14 protein-coding genes are annotated in these 17422 nt (G+C 59.9%); 10 read left to right on the forward strand and 4 right to left on the reverse strand.

Annotation, left to right across the window (positions count from 1 at the left end):
• Positions 1 to 59: 59 nt before the first annotated feature.
• Positions 60 to 1292 (forward strand): MFS transporter, encoded by a 1233-nt coding sequence (locus VOI22_RS04175; RefSeq protein ID WP_323795316.1) that lies wholly within the window; start codon positions 60 to 62, stop codon positions 1290 to 1292.
• Positions 1293 to 1297: 5 nt separating this feature from the next.
• Here VOI22_RS04175 and VOI22_RS04180 read toward each other — a convergent pair whose 3' ends face one another.
• Positions 1298 to 3706: a HAMP domain-containing methyl-accepting chemotaxis protein gene (locus VOI22_RS04180; protein WP_323795317.1), complete on the reverse strand. Its 2409-nt coding sequence runs from the start codon at positions 3704 to 3706 to the stop codon at positions 1298 to 1300.
• A gap of 159 nt (positions 3707 to 3865) precedes the next feature.
• On the opposite strand from VOI22_RS04180, the gene VOI22_RS04185 reads away from it, so the two are divergent.
• Positions 3866 to 4438, forward strand: coding sequence for a hypothetical protein (locus VOI22_RS04185; RefSeq protein WP_323795318.1), 573 nt, complete (start codon positions 3866 to 3868; stop codon positions 4436 to 4438).
• Between the two features lie 60 nt (positions 4439 to 4498).
• Here the strand turns inward: VOI22_RS04185 and VOI22_RS04190 are convergent, their stop codons facing one another.
• The 3 genes from VOI22_RS04190 to VOI22_RS04200 are packed head-to-tail and all read right to left on the reverse strand — an operon-like array spanning position 4499 to position 9114.
• Positions 4499 to 5701, reverse strand: a complete 1203-nt coding sequence (locus tag VOI22_RS04190) for an acyl-CoA dehydrogenase family protein (RefSeq protein WP_323795319.1) — start codon at positions 5699 to 5701, stop codon at positions 4499 to 4501.
• 12 nt (positions 5702 to 5713) lie between these two features.
• A complete protein-coding gene (locus tag VOI22_RS04195) occupies positions 5714 to 7513 on the reverse strand; it encodes a hypothetical protein (protein ID WP_323795320.1) in 1800 nt (599 codons plus the stop codon).
• On the reverse strand, positions 7513 to 9114 hold the full coding sequence (locus tag VOI22_RS04200; RefSeq protein ID WP_323795321.1) for a GMC family oxidoreductase: 1602 nt from the start codon (positions 9112 to 9114) through the stop codon (positions 7513 to 7515). Before VOI22_RS04200 ends, VOI22_RS04195 begins: the two co-directional genes overlap by 1 nt.
• Positions 9115 to 9288: 174 nt before the next feature.
• Here VOI22_RS04200 and VOI22_RS04205 point away from each other — a divergent pair, with 174 nt between their 5' ends.
• From VOI22_RS04205 to VOI22_RS04240, 8 genes are all read left to right on the forward strand, one after another.
• A complete protein-coding gene (locus VOI22_RS04205; RefSeq protein ID WP_323795322.1) occupies positions 9289 to 10104 on the forward strand; it encodes a CoA transferase in 816 nt (271 codons plus the stop codon).
• Between the two features lie 4 nt (positions 10105 to 10108).
• Positions 10109 to 10861, forward strand: coding sequence for a CoA-transferase (locus VOI22_RS04210; RefSeq protein ID WP_323795323.1), 753 nt, complete (start codon positions 10109 to 10111; stop codon positions 10859 to 10861).
• An 82-nt stretch (positions 10862 to 10943) separates the two neighbouring features.
• On the forward strand, positions 10944 to 12158 hold the full coding sequence (locus VOI22_RS04215; RefSeq protein WP_323795324.1) for a CaiB/BaiF CoA-transferase family protein: 1215 nt from the start codon (positions 10944 to 10946) through the stop codon (positions 12156 to 12158).
• 19 nt (positions 12159 to 12177) lie between these two features.
• Complete coding sequence (msrB, locus tag VOI22_RS04220) at positions 12178 to 12633, forward strand: peptide-methionine (R)-S-oxide reductase MsrB (RefSeq protein WP_416366076.1); 456 nt, start codon at positions 12178 to 12180, stop codon at positions 12631 to 12633.
• A 76-nt stretch (positions 12634 to 12709) separates the two neighbouring features.
• A complete protein-coding gene (locus tag VOI22_RS04225) occupies positions 12710 to 13663 on the forward strand; it encodes a D-2-hydroxyacid dehydrogenase family protein (protein WP_323795325.1) in 954 nt (317 codons plus the stop codon).
• Between the two features lie 32 nt (positions 13664 to 13695).
• The gene (locus VOI22_RS04230) at positions 13696 to 15045 is read left to right on the forward strand and encodes an NAD(P)H-dependent oxidoreductase (protein ID WP_323795326.1); all 1350 of its coding nucleotides are present in this window, start codon (positions 13696 to 13698) and stop codon (positions 15043 to 15045) included.
• A 100-nt stretch (positions 15046 to 15145) separates the two neighbouring features.
• Positions 15146 to 16006 carry an ABC transporter permease gene (locus VOI22_RS04235; RefSeq protein WP_323795327.1) on the forward strand — a complete coding sequence of 287 codons (861 nt, stop codon included), beginning with the start codon at positions 15146 to 15148 and terminating at the stop codon, positions 16004 to 16006.
• Positions 16007 to 16072: 66 nt separating this feature from the next.
• Positions 16073 to 17419, forward strand: a complete 1347-nt coding sequence (locus VOI22_RS04240) for an ABC transporter ATP-binding protein (RefSeq protein WP_323795328.1) — start codon at positions 16073 to 16075, stop codon at positions 17417 to 17419.
• Positions 17420 to 17422: the final 3 nt, after the last annotated feature.

The following is a 17422-nucleotide window of genomic DNA, read 5'->3' on the forward strand; positions in this document are numbered from 1 at the left end:
GGCAGCATTCAGGGCATAGTCTGACCGCTCGACATTGATCGCTGCCGGAGAGTTTCCAGATGCCGCTATTACGCGGAGCGGGTGTTGCCACGATCGGCGCTCTCGGTGTTCTCGCCTTGTGTCTCGGCATGACAGCGCTGGGTCGCGGGGCAGGGGAGAGTTATGCCGTCTTTTTGCTCCCGCTTTCAGGCGAGCTTGGCTGGGACCGGTCTTCGGCAACCTCTGTCTATTCACTCTTCATGGCGGCGACCGGATTTTTCGCGCCTCTGGCAGGCCACCTGTTTGATCGTTTCGGTGGCCGACTGGTCTATGCGGTGGGGCTCGGTGCGCTCGCGATTGGCTATTTTGCCGCCGGGTCGCTTTCCCAACTTTGGCAGTTCCAGATTGCGATTGGCGGGTTCTGCGGCTTTGGCGCTGCGCTGATCGGCCTCGCTCCGGCCCAGGCTGTCGTGAGTCGCTGGTTTGACAAAGGTCTGGCGACGGCGCTTTCCATGACCTATGGCGGGCTCGGCATCGGCACCCTGATCATGGCGCCGCTGGCGGAATACCTGATCGCCAGTCAGGGGTGGCGAAATGCCTATGGCTGGTATGCCTTGGTTTTCGCGGTCTTGTGCGGTTTTGTGCTGTTCCTGCCGTGGCGCCGGATCGCGGAAGGTGCTCCCGGCAACCCGCGTCGTCATATCGCGGCGGCGGGCCGGTCGGGGCCTACTTTGAAGGCCGCATTGAAGACCCTGGAGTTCTGGGCTTTTTTCGTGATTTTTTTCGTCACTGCCGTTTCGATTTACGGCATCAGCTTGCAATCGGTTGCCTACCTCGTTAGCGGGGGCATGAATGAGCAGCAGGCCGCCTTCGCATTCGGTACGGCGGGGATGTTGTCTTTCTTCGGGATGACGGCGACCGGGATGGCGGCGGATCGGTTCGGACACAGGATCGTCGCAACCAGCAGCTATGGGCTCACCGTGATAGGCATCGGAGCGCTTGCGCTGGTGCCGGCAGACAGCACGGGTATTTCGTTGGTTATTTTTATTGTCTGCTTTGGTCTCAGCATGGGGGCCCGGGGGCCGATCATCACGACGCTGATGGCGCGCCGTTTCTCCGGATCAGGCATCGGCGCCATTCTTGGAGCTGCGAATTTCGGGCAGGGCCTGGGCGCGGCGTCGGGTGCCTTTTTCTCCGGCCTGTTATTCGACCTCACCGATGGCTACACCGCAGCCTTCATTGGCTGCACGCTGGCAGCGCTGATCGGGGCGGGCCTGTTCTGGAGAGTTGGCACCGCACCCGATCCTGACTAACGCCGTTACTTCTGACGGACTTCCACAAGGAATTCCTCGACCTGGCGGTTGAGGTTCTGGATTTGCGTCGAGAGCTCACGTGCCCGTCCGCTGACGGCATCAGCAGCGCCGCCGGAGACTTCTGCGCTTGAGTTCACGCCTTCGATATTGCGGGCAACATCATCCGCGCTGACGCTGGCTTCCTCGATGTTACGGGCGATTTCCTGTGTCGCGGAGGTCTGTTCTTCCATCGCAGCCGCAATACTGGCCGAGATCTCACCAAGTTCCTCAATCACCTTCGATACCGATTCCATGTTCACGGAAGCGCTGTCGGTTTCCTGCTGAATGGCAGCCACGCGTTCGGAGACGCGTTCCGTTGCCTGCGCAGTCTGCGTTGCGAGGTTTTTCACTTCGGAGGCGACGACGGCGAAGCCCTTACCTGCGTCACCCGCGCGGGCCGCCTCGATCGTGGCGTTAAGGGCCAGCAGATTGGTCTGTTCTGCAATATCCTGGATAAGCTGCACGACTTCGGTGATCTCACCGACGGCCTTGCGTAGATTGCCCATCAGCGCGACGGATTGCTCAGCACGCTGCGAGGCATCGTGTGATTTATCGTTGGAAATTGCGATCTGGCGGCTGATTTCCTGAATGGAAGCGGTCAGCTCTGATGTCGCTGCCGCGACGGTCTGCACATTAGCGCTGGCTTCTGTCGAAGCGGCGGCTACTGCGGCTGCTTGATCGTGCGTCTGGGCGATTGCCTGGCTCACTTCGCCAGCCGAACTTTCCATGGTGCCACCAGCATCCGCGACACGCTGCGCAATGGATTTCACAGAGCTTTCGAAATTGTCTGCAAGCTCAGCCATTTGCCTGCGCTTCTCTTCCGCAGTGCGGCGCTCGGACTCTTCCTGCTGGCCCTCCAGGCGCTTCATCTCGGTCGCGTTGTCCTTGAAGACCTGAACTGCGCGGGCCATTTCGGCGATCTCGTCCTTGCGGTCGGTCATCGGGATTTCGCTTTCAAGATCCCCGCCGGCAAGACCGTTCATGGAACCTGTGATCGCGGATATCGGCCTGACGATGCTGCGGGCAATCAGGAAGGCGAGAACGATGCCGAAGGCTACACCAAGAGCGGTGCCAAGCAGGATCAATTGAACGGATTCTTCCTTCAGCTCTTTGAGGGAGGCGAGTTTGTCGCTCTTGAAGCTGGCGGCGCGGTCAGCGCTCCGCGTTTCGAGCTCCTTCATTTCTGCTTCAATCGCGGCCTGTTTCGCCAGCGCTTCGTCCACAGTATCAACGCCGGCCCGAAAACTCTTGGCCGCTTTCGCAGCCCCGATGGCGATCTTCCCGAATTCTTCCGAAAGCGCTTTCTTGACGACAAGTGCTTTCGAGAAAATCAGGGCAACCTGGGCGCCGATAATTTCTTTTCCGGCGGTGCGTTCCGCCTCGTCCTTTGTTGCGATGTAGGCCAAGGTTTTGGAGGCCATGACGTCCGCCGCAACCACCATTTCAAGAGCGGCGACACGCGCGCTGACTGCATCCTTCCCGCTCTTTGATGCCGCTTCATAGGCAGTATTTGCTTCTTTGAGCGCCGCGCCGCGATCTTTCAGAATCTCGCGTGCGGTCTCCGTCAGGGCGTTGCTGGTGTCACTCAGTTCGTTGAACAGAGCTTCTGCTTCAGCGGTCCCGTCCTGGACGGCTTGCACCAGGGTAGAGAACGTCTTGCGGTAGGTGCCGCTCAACTGGGCGATCTTCCCGGCGGCTGCCTCGGCCGGAGTGCCCTTGGCCGATTTCCGCAGCGACAAAGCGTCAAGGAAGAGGCGCTTCGTTCCGGCTTCCAGTTTCGTCCTGTTCTCATCCGTTCGCTCCAGCCGGTAGGCGGCTTCGGAGGCCCGAATTCCATTGCTGTTGGCAAGCAGCGCGTTCGAGGCATTCATGATTGCAAGGCTGCTGTCGCGCGCCGCTGTAGCGGCCTCTACGGCTGCCGAGCTTGACTCGAAAGTGTCGGCCGCAGCGGCGCTCAGTTGAGCTGCACTATCTTTGATGGCCTCCGCTTCGGAAGCCATGGCTGCGGTGATGGTATTGGTCTCGTTGTTGACCGTATGCAGCTCATCAAGTTTGGCCTGATACGTTTCTACTTCGCCATTCAAGGCATTAACGGCAGGATCAGCGTTGCCTCCGCCGAGAATGCCCGTGAGTGTCTCGTTCGTTGTCCGGGTTCGGGTGATTGCCTGTTCGAAATATTCCTCTTCGCGGCTTAGTTGGTACAAAGCGGCTTCGGAATTTGCACTTCTGAAGGTGTCCACCGCACCGAGCAGGTCGAGGGTCAGTGTGATGTCCCTGTCATATCGCGTGAGGCCGAAATACCCAACGAGGCCAACGCCACCTGCGATAACCAGCGTAACTGCGAAACCTGAGGCGATCCGAAATCCGATGCGCATGGCAAACCCAGACATTGTTGTTACTTGAAACAATCGAATGGCTAATGATTAACGAGCATAATTTAATAAGGCGTTAACAAATTTTTGAGTAATATCGTTAATCATATATTTACATGATTGCTGTCCCATTCGGGAAGGTAATTCAAGGAGGAGACACCCATGAGAAAACTATTCAACGGACTTGCCGTACTTGCCTTGACCATGACTTTTGCCATGCCGGCTGCTGCAAATGATTTCGAGCCGCAGATCAAGGAATTCTACAATAGTACCGTGAAGGCTTGGCTAGCCGATCCGGCCTTGATTGCTGCAATCAAGGCGCAGAACGCGGAAACGTCCGGCTTTGATGCGGCGAAGATCGATACTCTCGACAAGCAGTGGCGCGCCGAAGCAAAGGCGGGCGGCGGTGACCTTGTTAACAAGGTTTCCGGAAATGCGCTTTCCGCATGGCTGAAGGCAAAGAAGGACGAGGCCGGGGGCAAGATTGCCGAGGCGTTCGTTATGGATGCAAAAGGCCTGAATGTCGGGATGAGCGATACAACTTCCGATTATATGCAGGGTGACGAAGGCAAGCACCAGAAGACCTTCGGAGCTGGCGCAGACGCTGTCTTCATTGATGAAGTTGAATTCGACGAAAGCTCGGGTGCTTTCCAGTCCCAGTTGTCCACGACAATCAGTGATGGCGGCACGCCGATCGGGGCTATCACCATCGGTGTGAACGTCGAAAAGCTCTAAACCGCTTTATTCAACAAAAAATCTGATCTGAGAGGCCGCCTGCGGGCGGCCTTTTCATTTCTATCGGGCTGTTTCGCGTTTCAGAGGATTCATGACCGGATGCCGGTCGGCAGTCTTGAACCCCAGTGCATCTTCCGCGATCAGAATACGTTGTACGTTCGGGGTACCTTCTCCGACGGTCAGCATGTTCACATAGGCTGAAAGCGTGTTGATCGGGTATTCCTCGGCGAGGGCATAGGCGGCGAACGTGTCTTTGGCGGTTTGTGCGGCTTTCTGGGCGACTTCGGATGCCAGATATTTCGCCCGTGCGGCGGCTCGGGTTGAGCGTTGACCCTGATCCATCAGCCAGGCCATGCGGCGCATCATCAACCGTGCCGCATCGATGCCGACAGCGACATCGGCTATCGGATGCTGGACCATCTGGTATTCGCCGATTTTCTGCCCGCCGACTTCCCTTTCCCGGGCGTAGCGTACGGTTTCATCGAAACAGGCCTGGGCCAGACCGATCAGCCGCCCGGATACTGTCAGGCGCCCGTATTCCAGGGCGTTGAGCGCGACTTTCAGCCCTTCGCCCTCCCGGCCGAGCAGGTTCTCCGCAGGTACCCGGAAATCCTCCAGAAAGACCTCGCAGGAGCGCAGGCAATTGGACAGCGGGCGCATCTCGATTGGCCGTGCGGTAAAACCGGGAGCGCTTTTCGGCTCCACGATGAATGCTGAAATGCCGCGCTTGCCGGCGGCAGGATCTGTTTTCGCAAACAAAACGCCGACATCGGCGGCATTCGAGAAGGTGATCCAGATCTTGGAGCCGTTCAGCACATAGCTGTCGCCATCTCGTCTGGCGACAGTCCGCATCGCACCGCCGGGGTCGGAGCCGCCGCCGGGCTCGGTCAGCGCAAACATGCCGATCTTGCGGCCCGAGATGAGTTCCGGAACGAAGCGCCGCGCCTGTTCCTCTGTTCCCCAGTTGAGAATGGTGAACGGGCAGGTCATGGCTTGCATGTTCATGGCATAGCCAAAACCTGGCGAGAGACGGGAAATCTCTTCGGCGATTGTGCCAACGGCAGAAAATCCCAAGGCAGTCCCTCCCATCTCTTCGGGAAAGGCAGCGCTGAACAGACCCGCATCGCCCATGGCACGGATTATCTCGTAGGGAAACGCGCCGGAAGCTTCGTACGCGTCAATCTTCGGGGCAATCTCGACATCATAGACTCGGCGGACCGTGTCGCGCACTACCTCGATGATTGGATCCTCGCTGAAATCCATCCTGTTAGCTCCCTAGGGTTTTATCGTTATCTCTGCCGGAGGCAGGTTTTGGCGGGCTCGTTCGGCCATTGCCTGATAGGCGCGCTCCAGCGCGTGGGTATAGGCTTTCATATCGAAGAGTGGGGCTATTTTGACCGCACGCTTAAGGTGGCTGCGGAGAGCGGCGAGGCGCCGGGGCGCTTGCGCCAGGGAGATGGCGATTTCCGCTTGCTTTTCCGGTGTGTGCGCCACGAGATCCGGTAATCCCGCAGCGTGGAGCAGAGACGTGCCGACGCGGGAGGCGAATGTGTCGCCGGCGATTGTGACGACGGGCAGGCCGCGCCAGAGGGCATCTGCCCCGGTCGTGTGCGCATTGAACCAGCTATTGTCGAGATAGAGATCCGCAAGCGAGAGCCTGGCGAGATGGTCTTCATTTCTCAGTTTAGGCGCAAAAATAATACGCTCCGGTGCCACTCCGTGGCGCTCGGCAGCGGACTGCAGATTGATCCTGTGAGTGTCTCCATGGTCCAGCATCCAAATGGCACTGTCCGGGACCTCGCGCAGGCACTGCATCCAGGAGGCGAAAGCGTCCGCCGCGATTTTGTTCTGGCTGTGAAAACCGAGAAAAACGAACGCGGATTCCGGTAATCCGGCGCTCGACCTGTCCGGTGTGGAGGAGACCGGACGGTTGCCATCGAATGGCATGTAGCAATGGGGCAGACGGACAACCTGTTCGCCATAGCCGTGAAGTGCCGTTTCGGGAATGAGCCTCGTATCGCCAATGATGTAGTCGTGCAACGTGCCGCAGGTTCCCGGGAAGCCGAAGTAATTGACGCGAATGGGTGCCGGATCGTGCTGCATGACGTCGAGTGGGGTCTGAGACAGAAACCCGTCCAGATCCAAGAGGATTTCCACGCCGTCCTGTCTTATGCGCTCCGCTTGCCGGGCGCCGTCAAGGCCGGCAAGATTGACGATCTCGATGCCACAATCTCGGATCGAGTCGTTGCAATCAGCCGCTCCGGTCTCTTTCGGAGCGATATAGAGGGTGACCTGGAAGTTTGTCCGGTCATGGCGCCGGAACAGCTCGGGCAGGGCAAGGGCGAGGGCGTGCTCCTTAAGGTAGCTGCCGATATACCCGATATGGAGTGGCTTGCCTGAAGCCGGCGGCAGTTTTGCAAAATCGCGTCTCAGGCCACGTGTGCCGCCGGCCCGGATGGCGGCATCCAGCTGATCCCGTAGTCCGGCAAAGGGGCCGAACATCATGATCGGGTGCCCCGGTACCTTGGTCGTCCTCGCAAGGACCTGGAGGCTCCGGTCAATCAGACAGTCCGGATCGTCCAGAATGCCGTTCCAGCGTTTCTCGATGACGAACCCGTGCATCGCCTCCGCATAGTTGGGCCTGAGGAGCAGGGACCGTCTTGAGTGATCGAGGGCTGCGGGGAAATGGCGCCGGGCCCGTTCCTCTTGAGCGTACTTGTGGTGAGCGACGCTCAGCATAGCCCAGGCAAGCGGTGCGCGCGGGTTTGCCATGATCCCCCGCCGTGCAAGGCTAGGGATGTCGTCTCCCGCGCTGGAACATTGCGCCAGATTGGCCCAAGCGCTTGCCCGTTCGGGGGAGAGCAGCAAGGCTTTCCTGATCCGTGCGATGCCGACGTGCGGCTGTCCGGCCTCGGCCGCCATCAATCCCGAGAAATGCAGGGCCTGAGTCGCTTCGGCTGCATGCGCGCAGGATCGAGCGACAGCCGCTGCCATTTTAGCGGCGACTGCGGGCTCGCCACGATCAAGCGCAGCTTTTGCCTGAGCAAGCGTGAGGCTTCCCGGAGCGGATGCCATTATCCCCGATTGTCCTCCAGGATCATTGCCGATGCTTTCTCGCCGATCATCATGGCCGGTGCGTTGGTGTTGCCGGAGACCACCGTCGGCATGATCGCGCAATCGGCGACCCGCAATCCGGCAATGCCGTGAACCCGAAGGCGGGCATCGACCACGGCTTTCGGATCGGACCCCATGCGGCAGGTGCTGGTCGGGTGGAAGATGGTGCCGCCTTTCTCGCGGGCATAGGCCAAGAGGCCGTCATCGTCCGCCCTATCGAGACCTGGCTCGTACTCAGCTTTCAGATGCTTGCGGAAGGCCGGGGACTGGGAAATCTTCCGGCTCAGTTTCATGCCGTCGATGATGGTTCGCCGGTCGCCTTCGGTGGAGAGATAATTCGGCTTGATGCTCGGATAGTCGCGCGGGTTGCCGGATTTCACCATAATGGTGCCGCGGCTTTCCGGACGGAGTTGGCAGATCGACGATGTGACGCCGGGGAAGGGGTGCAGTAGCTGTCCCGGCTTATCCGCGCTGAACGGGATGAAATGGAACTGGATATCCGGTGTTTCCAGCTCTGCGCGCGTTTTAGTGAAGACGTAGACTTGCCCCGCGCTGACGGTCAGCGGTCCGCTTCGGGTGAGGGCGTATTGCAGGCCCATGGCGATCCGTTTCAGCGGATTGGCGACATCGGTGTTGAGCGACTCAAGGCCGTCCAGCTCATAAATTGCCCGGACCTGGAAATGGTCCTGCAGGTCGTCACCGACGCCGGGCAGGTCATGCTGGACCGGGATGCCGACACTGCGCAGATGTTCTGCCGGGCCGATGCCCGAAAGCTGGAGGAGTTGCGGGGAATTGATGGCGCCGCCGCACAGCACGATTTCGCGTGTTGCTTCTGCCCTGTATTCGATGCCGTCGCGCAGATAGGTAATCCCGCTCGCGCGCCCGTCCTTCAGCTCAAGTTTTGAGGCGAGAGCGCGGGTTTCGATATGCAGGTTCTTCCGGCTCTTGATCGGATTGAGATAAGCGACGGCGGCACTGCACCGGCGGCCGTTCCGGCTGGTGGTCTGGTAGTAGCCGGCGCCGTCCTGGGTCGCGCCATTATAATCCTCGTTTCGCGAAATACCGACTTCCTCGCAAGCCTCAAGGAAGGCTTCGCAGACCGGCCTACGGTCGGCGATGTCGGAGACCGACAGCGGGCCATCGCCGCCACGGAATTCACTTCCGCCGCGCTCGTAGTTTTCGGACTTCTTGAAGAATGGAAGTACGTCATCCCAGCCCCAGCCTTCGTTACCGAGCTGGCGCCAGTGGTCGTAATCTTGATGCTGGCCGCGAACATAGAGCAAGCCGTTGATCGAGCTGGAGCCGCCTAGCACCCGGCCGCGCGGCCAGACCATCACCCGGTCATTCACACCGGCATCCGGTTCCGTCTCGTAACCCCATGAAATATCGGGATGATACATCGTCCTGTAGTAACCGACCGGAACATGGATCCAGGGGTTGCGATCCTTGCCGCCTGCTTCCAGTAACAGGACGCGATTCTTCGGATCCGCCGATAGCCGGTTGGCGGCGACGCAGCCCGCCGAGCCCGCGCCGACAACGATATAATCGTAAACTTCGCTCACCCCGTTACTCCCTTGCTCTTTTAATCACTTCTTTTGCAGGGAGAATATGCGCCTCGCCGATGGCCGTCGATGGATTTGGACCCGCCTGCATGGGAAACGATGTCATGACGGGTTGCCGCTTTATTCCGGCAAATGTTCGCGTAGGATGCAGGAAACATTCTGGGAGGAATGACAATGGATGCCATCCGGCTCGACCTTGAAGGGTTGGCGGCACGGGTGAGTGACGGCGCGAAAATCGCTCTGCCGCCGGATTATTCATACTGCGCCATGGCTTTGGTGCGCGCCATCATCGCTCGCAATGTCCGCGACCTTCATCTGGTCGGCGTTCCCGCTCTCGGCTTCCAGGCGGACCAGCTGATCGGTGCAGGCTGTGTTGGTACCGTGGAAACGGCGGCGGTCACGCTCGGCGAGTTCGGTTTGGCGCCCCGGTTCAGTGCATCTATCAAAGCCGCCACTATTCGCATGTTGGACGCAACCTGCCCGGCGATCCATGCCGGCCTGCAGGCTTCCGAAAAGGGCGTACCGTTCATGCCGTTGCGCGGCGTCATCGGCTCCGACGTCGAGAAGCGCCGGGATGACTGGGTGATTGGCCAGAACCCATTCGCCGAAGATGATCCGATCCTCATGGTCAAGGCGATCCAGCCTGACTTCGCAGTGTTTCATGCCCCGCTGGCGGACAGGTTCGGCAATGTCTGGGTCGGCGTCCGGCGCGAGCTGATGCTGATGGCGCACGCGGCGAAATCCAGTCTGGTGACGGCGGAGAAGATCGTGGACGGGAACCTGCTGGACGATCCGGTGCGGGCAGCAGGGACGATCCCGGGGCTCTATGTCGGCCCCATTGCCGAAGCGGAGCAGGGCGCCTGGCCGCTGGGCATTCCGGGCGGCTACGATGCGGATCAGGATGAGTTGGCGCGCTATGTCGAGATGGCGCGCACGGAAGATGGTTTTGCCGCCTATATGGCCGGCACCAAGGCCGTGGCGGCGGAGTGATACGGTGACAGTAACGACAGACGACGCCCGCGCCGAGGAAATCCTGATCGCCTCCATTGCGGACATGCTGGACGGGCTGAGCCATATCGCAGTCGGTGCATCCTCACCGGTGCCCGGAGCGGCGGCCATGCTGGCGCGGGCGCGGCATCCGGACAGGACCCGGGTTTCGGTGCTTGGCAGCGAAGCGAACAACTTCTTCACCGATGGCGGCAAGGAGCTGTTCGATTGCGCCGGGCAGGGCCGCATCGACGCGTTCTTCCTGGGCGGTGCCCAGATTGACGGCCAGGCGAATATCAATCTCGTTTCGGTCGGCGATCCGGACAAGCCAAAGGTTCGGTTTCCGGGCTCCTTCGGCTCTTCCTACATGTATTTCACCGTGCCACGTGTGATCCTGTTCCGACTGGAGCACACACCGCGTACTCTGGTGGAGAAAGTCGACTTCATCAGCGCACCGGGAACCTCGGAGCCGAATATCTATCGGCCGGGCGGGCCCTACGCCCTGATTACCGACCGCTGTCTCTTCCATTTCGACCGCGCGAAAGGCCGTTTCAGCCTGGCGAGCGTCCATCCGGGGCATACGGTCGAGGAGATCCGGGAGCAGACCGGTTTTGACTATGATGAGCCGGCCGCCGTGCCGGAAACCCGGCTGCCGGATGCCAAAACCCTGGAGACAATACGGGGGCCGGTTGCCGCGCAGATCGCTGAAATCTATCCGAGCTTCGCAGCCGAGGTTTTCGGGATAGAAAAGGCAGCCTGATAATTGACCCGGGGTCACCGGGTTTCCAGAATGACCGGATCGTTTTGACCGGTTCCAGCCTTGAGAATTGAGGAGTAACGGAATGAGTGGCACTGCGGCATCCGCCGGCGCGCTCCAGGGGATCAAGATTGTCGATTGCACACGCGTGCTCGGCGGTCCGTACTGCACCCAGATGCTTGGGGATCACGGCGCGGAGATCATCAAGATCGAGCCACCGCAGGGCGACGAGGTGCGGGACTGGGGTCCGCCATTCCATGAAGGCGATGCCTCCTACTTCATTGGTGTGAACCGGAACAAGAAGTCCCTCGGCCTCGACCTATCGAAGGAAGAGGGCAAGCAGGTGCTGTTGCGCCTGCTTGAGGACGCGGATGTCCTGGTCGAGAACTACAAGCCCGGCTCTATGGAGAGGTGGGGGCTCGGCTATGAGGACGTACTGAAGGAGAAATTCCCGAAGCTGGTGCATTGCCGGATTTCTGGATTTGGCTCCGACGGTCCCTATGGCGGTTTTCCGGGCTATGACGGCATCATTCAGGCCATGACCGGCTGGTTCTCCGTCAACGGCTCGACACCCGTTGATCAGACCCGTGTCGGTATTCCGATGGTCGATATGGGAACAGGCCTCTATGCCGCGAACGCGATCATGATGGCGCTGTTCGAGCGGCACAGCTCTGGCCTCGGCCAGTATGTCGACATGACGCTGTACGATTGCGGCCTGTCGCTGATGCATCCGCATGTCGCGAATTACGAGTTGTCGGGCAAGGTGCCGGGGATTACGGGTAACCAGCACCCGAATATCAGTCCCTATGACAAATTCTCGACCCAAACCGGAGATATCTTCGTTGCCGGCGGGAATGACAGGGCCTGGCAGCGCATGACAGCGGAGCTCGGCAAGCCGGAACTGGCGACGGATCCGCGGTTCGTCAGCAATGCGGATCGCGTGACCAACCGTGATGCCTTGCGGGCGGAGCTTGAAGTTTTGCTGAAGGATAAGGACGGAAACGATATCTGCGACCGTCTCCTGAGGGCGGGGGTGCCTGTCGGACCGATCCGCAATACGGAGGACGTCATGGCGCACGAACACACCAAGCACAGGGACATGGCGGTCGAGCTCGACTGGTATAAATCCTGGGGAATCCCGATCAAGCTGTCGCGGACGCCCGGGTCGGTGAAATCAGTGCCGCCGAAATTCGGTGAGCATGGCCGCGCCATTCTTGCCGAGCACGGCTTCAGCGAAGCGGAAATCACCGCGCTCGCAGAGCAGGGCGTTCTGGTCGAGGAACGGCGCAAGGCAAAATAGCGGATTGCGGAAAGGTGACTTGCCTGAACCGCGCATTGGCACAATCTCAGCCCTGACAAGGGAACTGGAGGGCATGATGGACAAGGTCGTGAAGAGTGACGCCGAGTGGCGGGAGCAGCTCACAGACGAGCAGTACCAGGTGACTCGCAAGCATGCGACGGAACGCCCTTTCACGGGTAAGTACGCCGAAACCACGGAGCCGGGTACCTATACCTGCGTTTGCTGCGGTGAGCCGCTTTTTGAAAGCGAGACGAAATTCGACGCCGGATGCGGCTGGCCGAGTTTCTATCAGCCGATAGAGGGTGCGAATATCGAGAGCACGACGGACCGCAGCCACTTCATGGTCAGGACCGAGGTGCATTGCGCGAAGTGCGAAGCCCATCTCGGGCATGTGTTCCCGGACGGGCCGCAGCCGACCGGCTTGCGCTACTGCATCAATTCGGCGTCGCTCGACCTGAAGCAAAAAGACGAATAAAAATATATGTGAAGCGGATAAAATATATCCGTGAAACATATGCTTATAAAAAACAACTAAAGTGACGGGTGAGGAAATGCCGAAGATTGCGATTCTGGACGACTATGCGAATGTTTCCCTGCGTATGGCGGATTGGGGAAGCCTACCGGAGGGGTACGAGACGGTCGTCTTTACCGATAATCTGGTAGAGCACGACGCGCTGGTCGACCGTTTGAAGGACTTCGAGATCGTCTGTGCCATGCGGGAGCGCACGCCTTTTCCAGCCGAGATCTTCCAGCGTCTGCCGAACCTGAAACTGTTCGTGACCAGCGGCATGCGGAACAACGCTGTCGATTTCCCGGCGGCGCGTGCCTGCGGCATTCCGGTGTGCGGCACTGCGACCAGCGGGAACACGACGAAGGAACATACCTGGGCCTTGCTCATGGCGCTGGCCCGGCAGGTCGCGCATGACGACCGTATGATGCGGGAAGGCAAGTGGCAGACCCGGATCGGCGTTGATCTGAAGGGCCGGACCCTGGGGGTCGTCGGGCTTGGTAAACTCGGTAGCCAAGTCTCCGAGATTGCCAAACTTTTCGGAATGGAAGTGGTCGCCTGGTCGCCGAACCTGACCGAAGAGCGCTGTGCCGAAGTCGGCGTGCGGAAGGCGGCGAGCAAGGAAGCGCTTCTGCGCGAGGCGGATATCGTCACCCTCCATGTCGTGTTGAGCGACCGTTCCCGCGGCATGATCGATGCGGCCGCTCTGGCGGAGATGAAGCCGACGGCGCTGCTGGTGAATACCTCGCGCGGTCCGATCGTGGATGAGGATGCGCTTATCGACGCGCTGAAGAATAACCGGATCGCCGGCGCTGCTGTGGACGTTTTCGAGCCGGAACCTCTCCCGGCGGATCATCCGATCCGGACGCTCGATAACATCCTGCTCACGCCGCATATGGGCTACGTGACCGAGGAAACCTACAAGCTGTTCTATGGCGAGATGGTCGAGGACATCAAAGCCTGGCACGCGGGAGAGCCGATCCGCATCTTGAACTGAGCTGCAAAGGTCTGAAACCAAGGGAGGGCGGGATGAATCTGTCACGTATGCTGGCGCAGAGGGAGGCCGCAGGCGATCCGGTGAAAGTCGGGATCATCGGCTGCGGCAAGTTCGGCGCGATGTACCTTTCGCAGGCCCGCCTGACCAAGGGTATCCATGTGGTCGGCATCGCAGATCTCAATGTGGCACGGGCAGGGAAAACCCTGACCCATATCGGCTGGGAGGCGGAGCGGTTCGCCGCCCGCAGTTTCGACGATGCCGAGAAGCACGGAAGCACCTTCATCACAGATGACAGCGCGTCCCTGATCCGGGATGGCGGCCTCGACGTCCTGATCGAGGCAACCGGCGATCCCGCCGCCGGTATCCGCCATTGCCTGATGGCGATCAGCCACGGCCTGCATGTCGTGATGGTCAATGTCGAGGCGGATGTAGTGGCCGGACCATTGCTGGCCCGAAAGGCGGAGCTTGCCGGAACCGTCTATAGCCTCGCTTGGGGCGATCAGCCGGCGCTGATCGCCGAACATGTCGATTGGGCGCGCGCCTGCGGCTTCAAGGTCGTCTCGGCCGGGAAGGGAACCCGATATCTTCCCAGCTACCATCAGTCGACGCCGGACACGGTCTGGGACCATTTTGGCTGGGACCCCGAGGTCGTCAAACGCGGCCGGCTCAATCCGAAAATGTTCAACAGCTTCATCGACGGGACAAAGTCCGGCATTGAGATGAGCGCGGTTTGCAATGCTACCGGCCTGACACCGCAGCCGGACGGGCTGGCTTTCCCGCCATGCTCGCGCTTCGACCTCGCAGAAGTCTGTAAACCGGTCGAGAACGGCGGCACACTGACCCATTCGGGAACCACGGAAGTGGTGTCTTCGCTGACACGGGACGGCTCCGAGGTGGAGGGCCACCTGCAATACGGGACGTTTGTGGTCATCGAAGGCGAGACCGATTACGCCCGCTATTGTTTCGAGGAGTACCACATGCTCCCGGACAGCAGCTTCCAGTTCGCCTCGCTATATCGGCCGACCCACATGATCGGGCTCGAGCTGGGTATTTCCATCGCCTCCGCTGCATTGCGGGGGGAGCCGACCGGCGCGCCGATTGCCTTCAATTCGGACGTGGTGGCCACGGCGAAGCGGGATCTTGCCGAGGGCGAGATGCTGGACGGAGAGGGCGGGTTCAGCGTTTGGGGCAAGCAAACCCCGGCCCGGACCTCGCTCAATGAAGGCTACCTTCCGCTTGGCCTCGCGCAAAATGTCAAAATGAAGCGATCGGTCGCCACGGGCGAGCGGCTGAAATGGGCGGACGTCGAGATTGATTACAGTGACGATGCGGTCAAGGTCCGGCGCGAAATGGAGGCCATGTTCGCAGGCCCGAATAGCTGAGGCGTCCCGCTGCGACGAAACGCAATGGTCTCAAGCGCTTCCGGTTCGGGGTCATTCGGTGTAACAGTCCCCGCCAGAGATAAGTTATCGGGAGTACAACATGGGCGGCGCCATTTCGGCACCGGGCCGGCCGGCCAAGCCTGTCAGTCTGGCAGGCGCACTTTTCGCGCTGTTTGGAAGCCTCCGCAGCAATGGGTTCATCCTGCGCAGCCTCGTGCGCAACGAGGTGGTTTCTCGATACCGGAACACATTGCTTGGCTTCCTCTGGTCGCTGGTCAATCCGCTGGTGATGATCCTAGTCTATTCCGTGGTCTTTGGCTTGATCTTCAAGGTGCGTTTCGGCGAGGTGCCCGGACGGTCCGATGTGCCCTACGGGATCGTCCTGTTCTCAGGATTGCTGCTGCATGTGCTGTTGGCTGAAACCCTGCTACGGGCACAATCGGCCGTGCTGGACAATCCTAACTACGTGAAGCGCGTCGTCTTTCCGTTGGAAATCCTGCCGATCGCGATTCTGGCCGGAAACCTGGTGAATGTGCTGATGGCCTTCGTCGTGCTGATCTGTGTGATCCTGGCGTATGAGGTGCCGCTGCACTGGACAGCGATTCTGCTGCCGCTGGTCTGGATGCCGTTCATTGTCATGTTGGCGGGGCTGTCTTTGCTGGTCGCTTCGCTCGGCGTCTTTATCCGGGATATAGGCCAGGTGCTCGGTTTCATGATGACGATCCTGCTGTTCGGTAGCTCCATCCTGTTCCCACCGGACTTGCTGCCAGAAGCCGTACGCCCGCTGCTATTGCTCAATCCGCTGACGCTGCCGGTCGATGCCACACGGGATGTCCTGCTCTGGGGCACGCTGCCGAACTGGACGCTACTGGGATATTACAGCGCCGCGGCTGTCGCGTGCCTGTGGCTTGGCGCCTGGTGGTTCCTGCGCACGAAGCGCGGGTTCGTCGAGGTGATGTAAGATCGCTGTCATGAGCTGTATTTCAAACCCGTCGACAGTTGCGCCATCCCGGATTGTGATCGCCGTATGAATAATCAGACCAATGACAGCGCTGTGCTGCAGACGGACACGGATGTTGCCATCGACATTCGGTGCGTCCGGAAGGTCTTTAATGTCTACAACCAGCCGCTCGACCGGCTGAAGCAGGCGATCTTCCGGGGGCGGCGGACCTTCTTCACGCCTTTTGTGGCTCTGGACAACGTGACCTTCAGGGTCGGGCGGGGAGAGACGGTCGGGATTATTGGCCGGAACGGCTCTGGTAAATCCACGCTGCTGCAGATCGTAGCGGGACTGCTGAACGCGACTGAGGGAGACGCCGCAGTCAACGGCCGGGTCTCCGCGTTGCTTGAACTCGGGGCGGGCTTCAATCCGGCGGCGAGCGGACGCGAAAACATCTATATGAACGGGGCAATCCTCGGTCTTTCGAAAGAGGAGATCGACGGGAAGTTCGACGATATTGTCGCGTTTTCCGGCCTTGCCGATTTCCTCGACCGGCCGGTTGAGACTTATTCGAGTGGGATGTATGTCCGCCTCGCTTTTGCGGTTGCGGTCAGCGTCGATCCAGAAATTTTCATCGTCGATGAGGCACTTGCTGTCGGAGATGAAGGTTTCCAGCGGAAGTGCTTTGCCCGGATCGAGGAAATGCGCCGGCGCGGCACCACGATCCTCTTCGTCAGCCATGCAGCCGGGATGATCACCCAGCTTTGCGACCGGGCTGTCCTGCTGGACCACGGTCAAATGCTGATGGACGGCGATCCGAAGAGGGTGATTTCCAGCTATCACAAGCTGACCCATGCACCGGCTGCGCAGTTTGACGCTGTGCGCGAGGAAATCCGCCGCGATGAGGAAGCCCGCCGGGAAGAAGTCGGGCGAGAGGAGTCGAAAGAAGCCCTCGATACGGAAATGGTGCCGGAAAGCCGCACGGCCTATGTCAGCCTCGGGGCAGAGATCAGCCAGCCGCGTATCGAAACCCTGGACGGTGAAGCGGTCAATCTCCTGGTACGCGGCAGGCACTATGCCTTCCGGTACAAGGTTCGCTTCCTGGAAGATCGCGAGCAGGTCATGTGCGCGATGATGATCAAAACCATCCAGGGCGTTCTGTTGGCTGGCCGGACAACGGACAGTCTGCGGCGCGGTCTGCCGGATTACCGGGCTGGTGACGAGATCGAGGTCAGCTTCGAGTTCGAATGCAACTTGACGGCAGGAACATATTTTCTGAATGCGGGCGTGAACGGACTTTACGAGAACGAACGCAAGTCCCTGCACCGGATCATGGATGCCGCCATGTTCAAGGTGTTGCCGGACGATGACGATACGATCACCGGAATCGTCGCGCTTGACATCGTGCCGAGTATATCCAGGAATCGGAAGTAGCAT

Source organism: Nisaea sp., assembly GCF_034670185.1.
Taxonomy (GTDB): Bacteria; Pseudomonadota; Alphaproteobacteria; order Thalassobaculales; family Thalassobaculaceae; genus Nisaea.

Excerpts from the sequence above, each read along its gene's own strand:
- VOI22_RS04225 (WP_323795325.1), top strand. The coding sequence starts at position 12,710 with ATGCCGAAGATTGCGATTCTGGACGACTATGCGAATGTTTCCCTGCGT.
- VOI22_RS04190 (WP_323795319.1), bottom strand. The coding sequence starts at position 5,701 with ATGGATTTCAGCGAGGATCCAATCATCGAGGTAGTGCGCGACACGGTC.
- VOI22_RS04205 (WP_323795322.1), top strand. The coding sequence starts at position 9,289 with ATGGATGCCATCCGGCTCGACCTTGAAGGGTTGGCGGCACGGGTGAGT.
- VOI22_RS04180 (WP_323795317.1), bottom strand. The coding sequence starts at position 3,706 with ATGCGCATCGGATTTCGGATCGCCTCAGGTTTCGCAGTTACGCTGGTT.
- VOI22_RS04195 (WP_323795320.1), bottom strand. The coding sequence starts at position 7,513 with ATGGCATCCGCTCCGGGAAGCCTCACGCTTGCTCAGGCAAAAGCTGCG.
- VOI22_RS04235 (WP_323795327.1), top strand. The coding sequence starts at position 15,146 with ATGGGCGGCGCCATTTCGGCACCGGGCCGGCCGGCCAAGCCTGTCAGT.
- VOI22_RS04175 (WP_323795316.1), top strand. The coding sequence starts at position 60 with ATGCCGCTATTACGCGGAGCGGGTGTTGCCACGATCGGCGCTCTCGGT.
- VOI22_RS04215 (WP_323795324.1), top strand. The coding sequence starts at position 10,944 with ATGAGTGGCACTGCGGCATCCGCCGGCGCGCTCCAGGGGATCAAGATT.
- VOI22_RS04240 (WP_323795328.1), top strand. The coding sequence starts at position 16,073 with ATGAATAATCAGACCAATGACAGCGCTGTGCTGCAGACGGACACGGAT.
- VOI22_RS04230 (WP_323795326.1), top strand. The coding sequence starts at position 13,696 with ATGAATCTGTCACGTATGCTGGCGCAGAGGGAGGCCGCAGGCGATCCG.
- VOI22_RS04185 (WP_323795318.1), top strand. The coding sequence starts at position 3,866 with ATGAGAAAACTATTCAACGGACTTGCCGTACTTGCCTTGACCATGACT.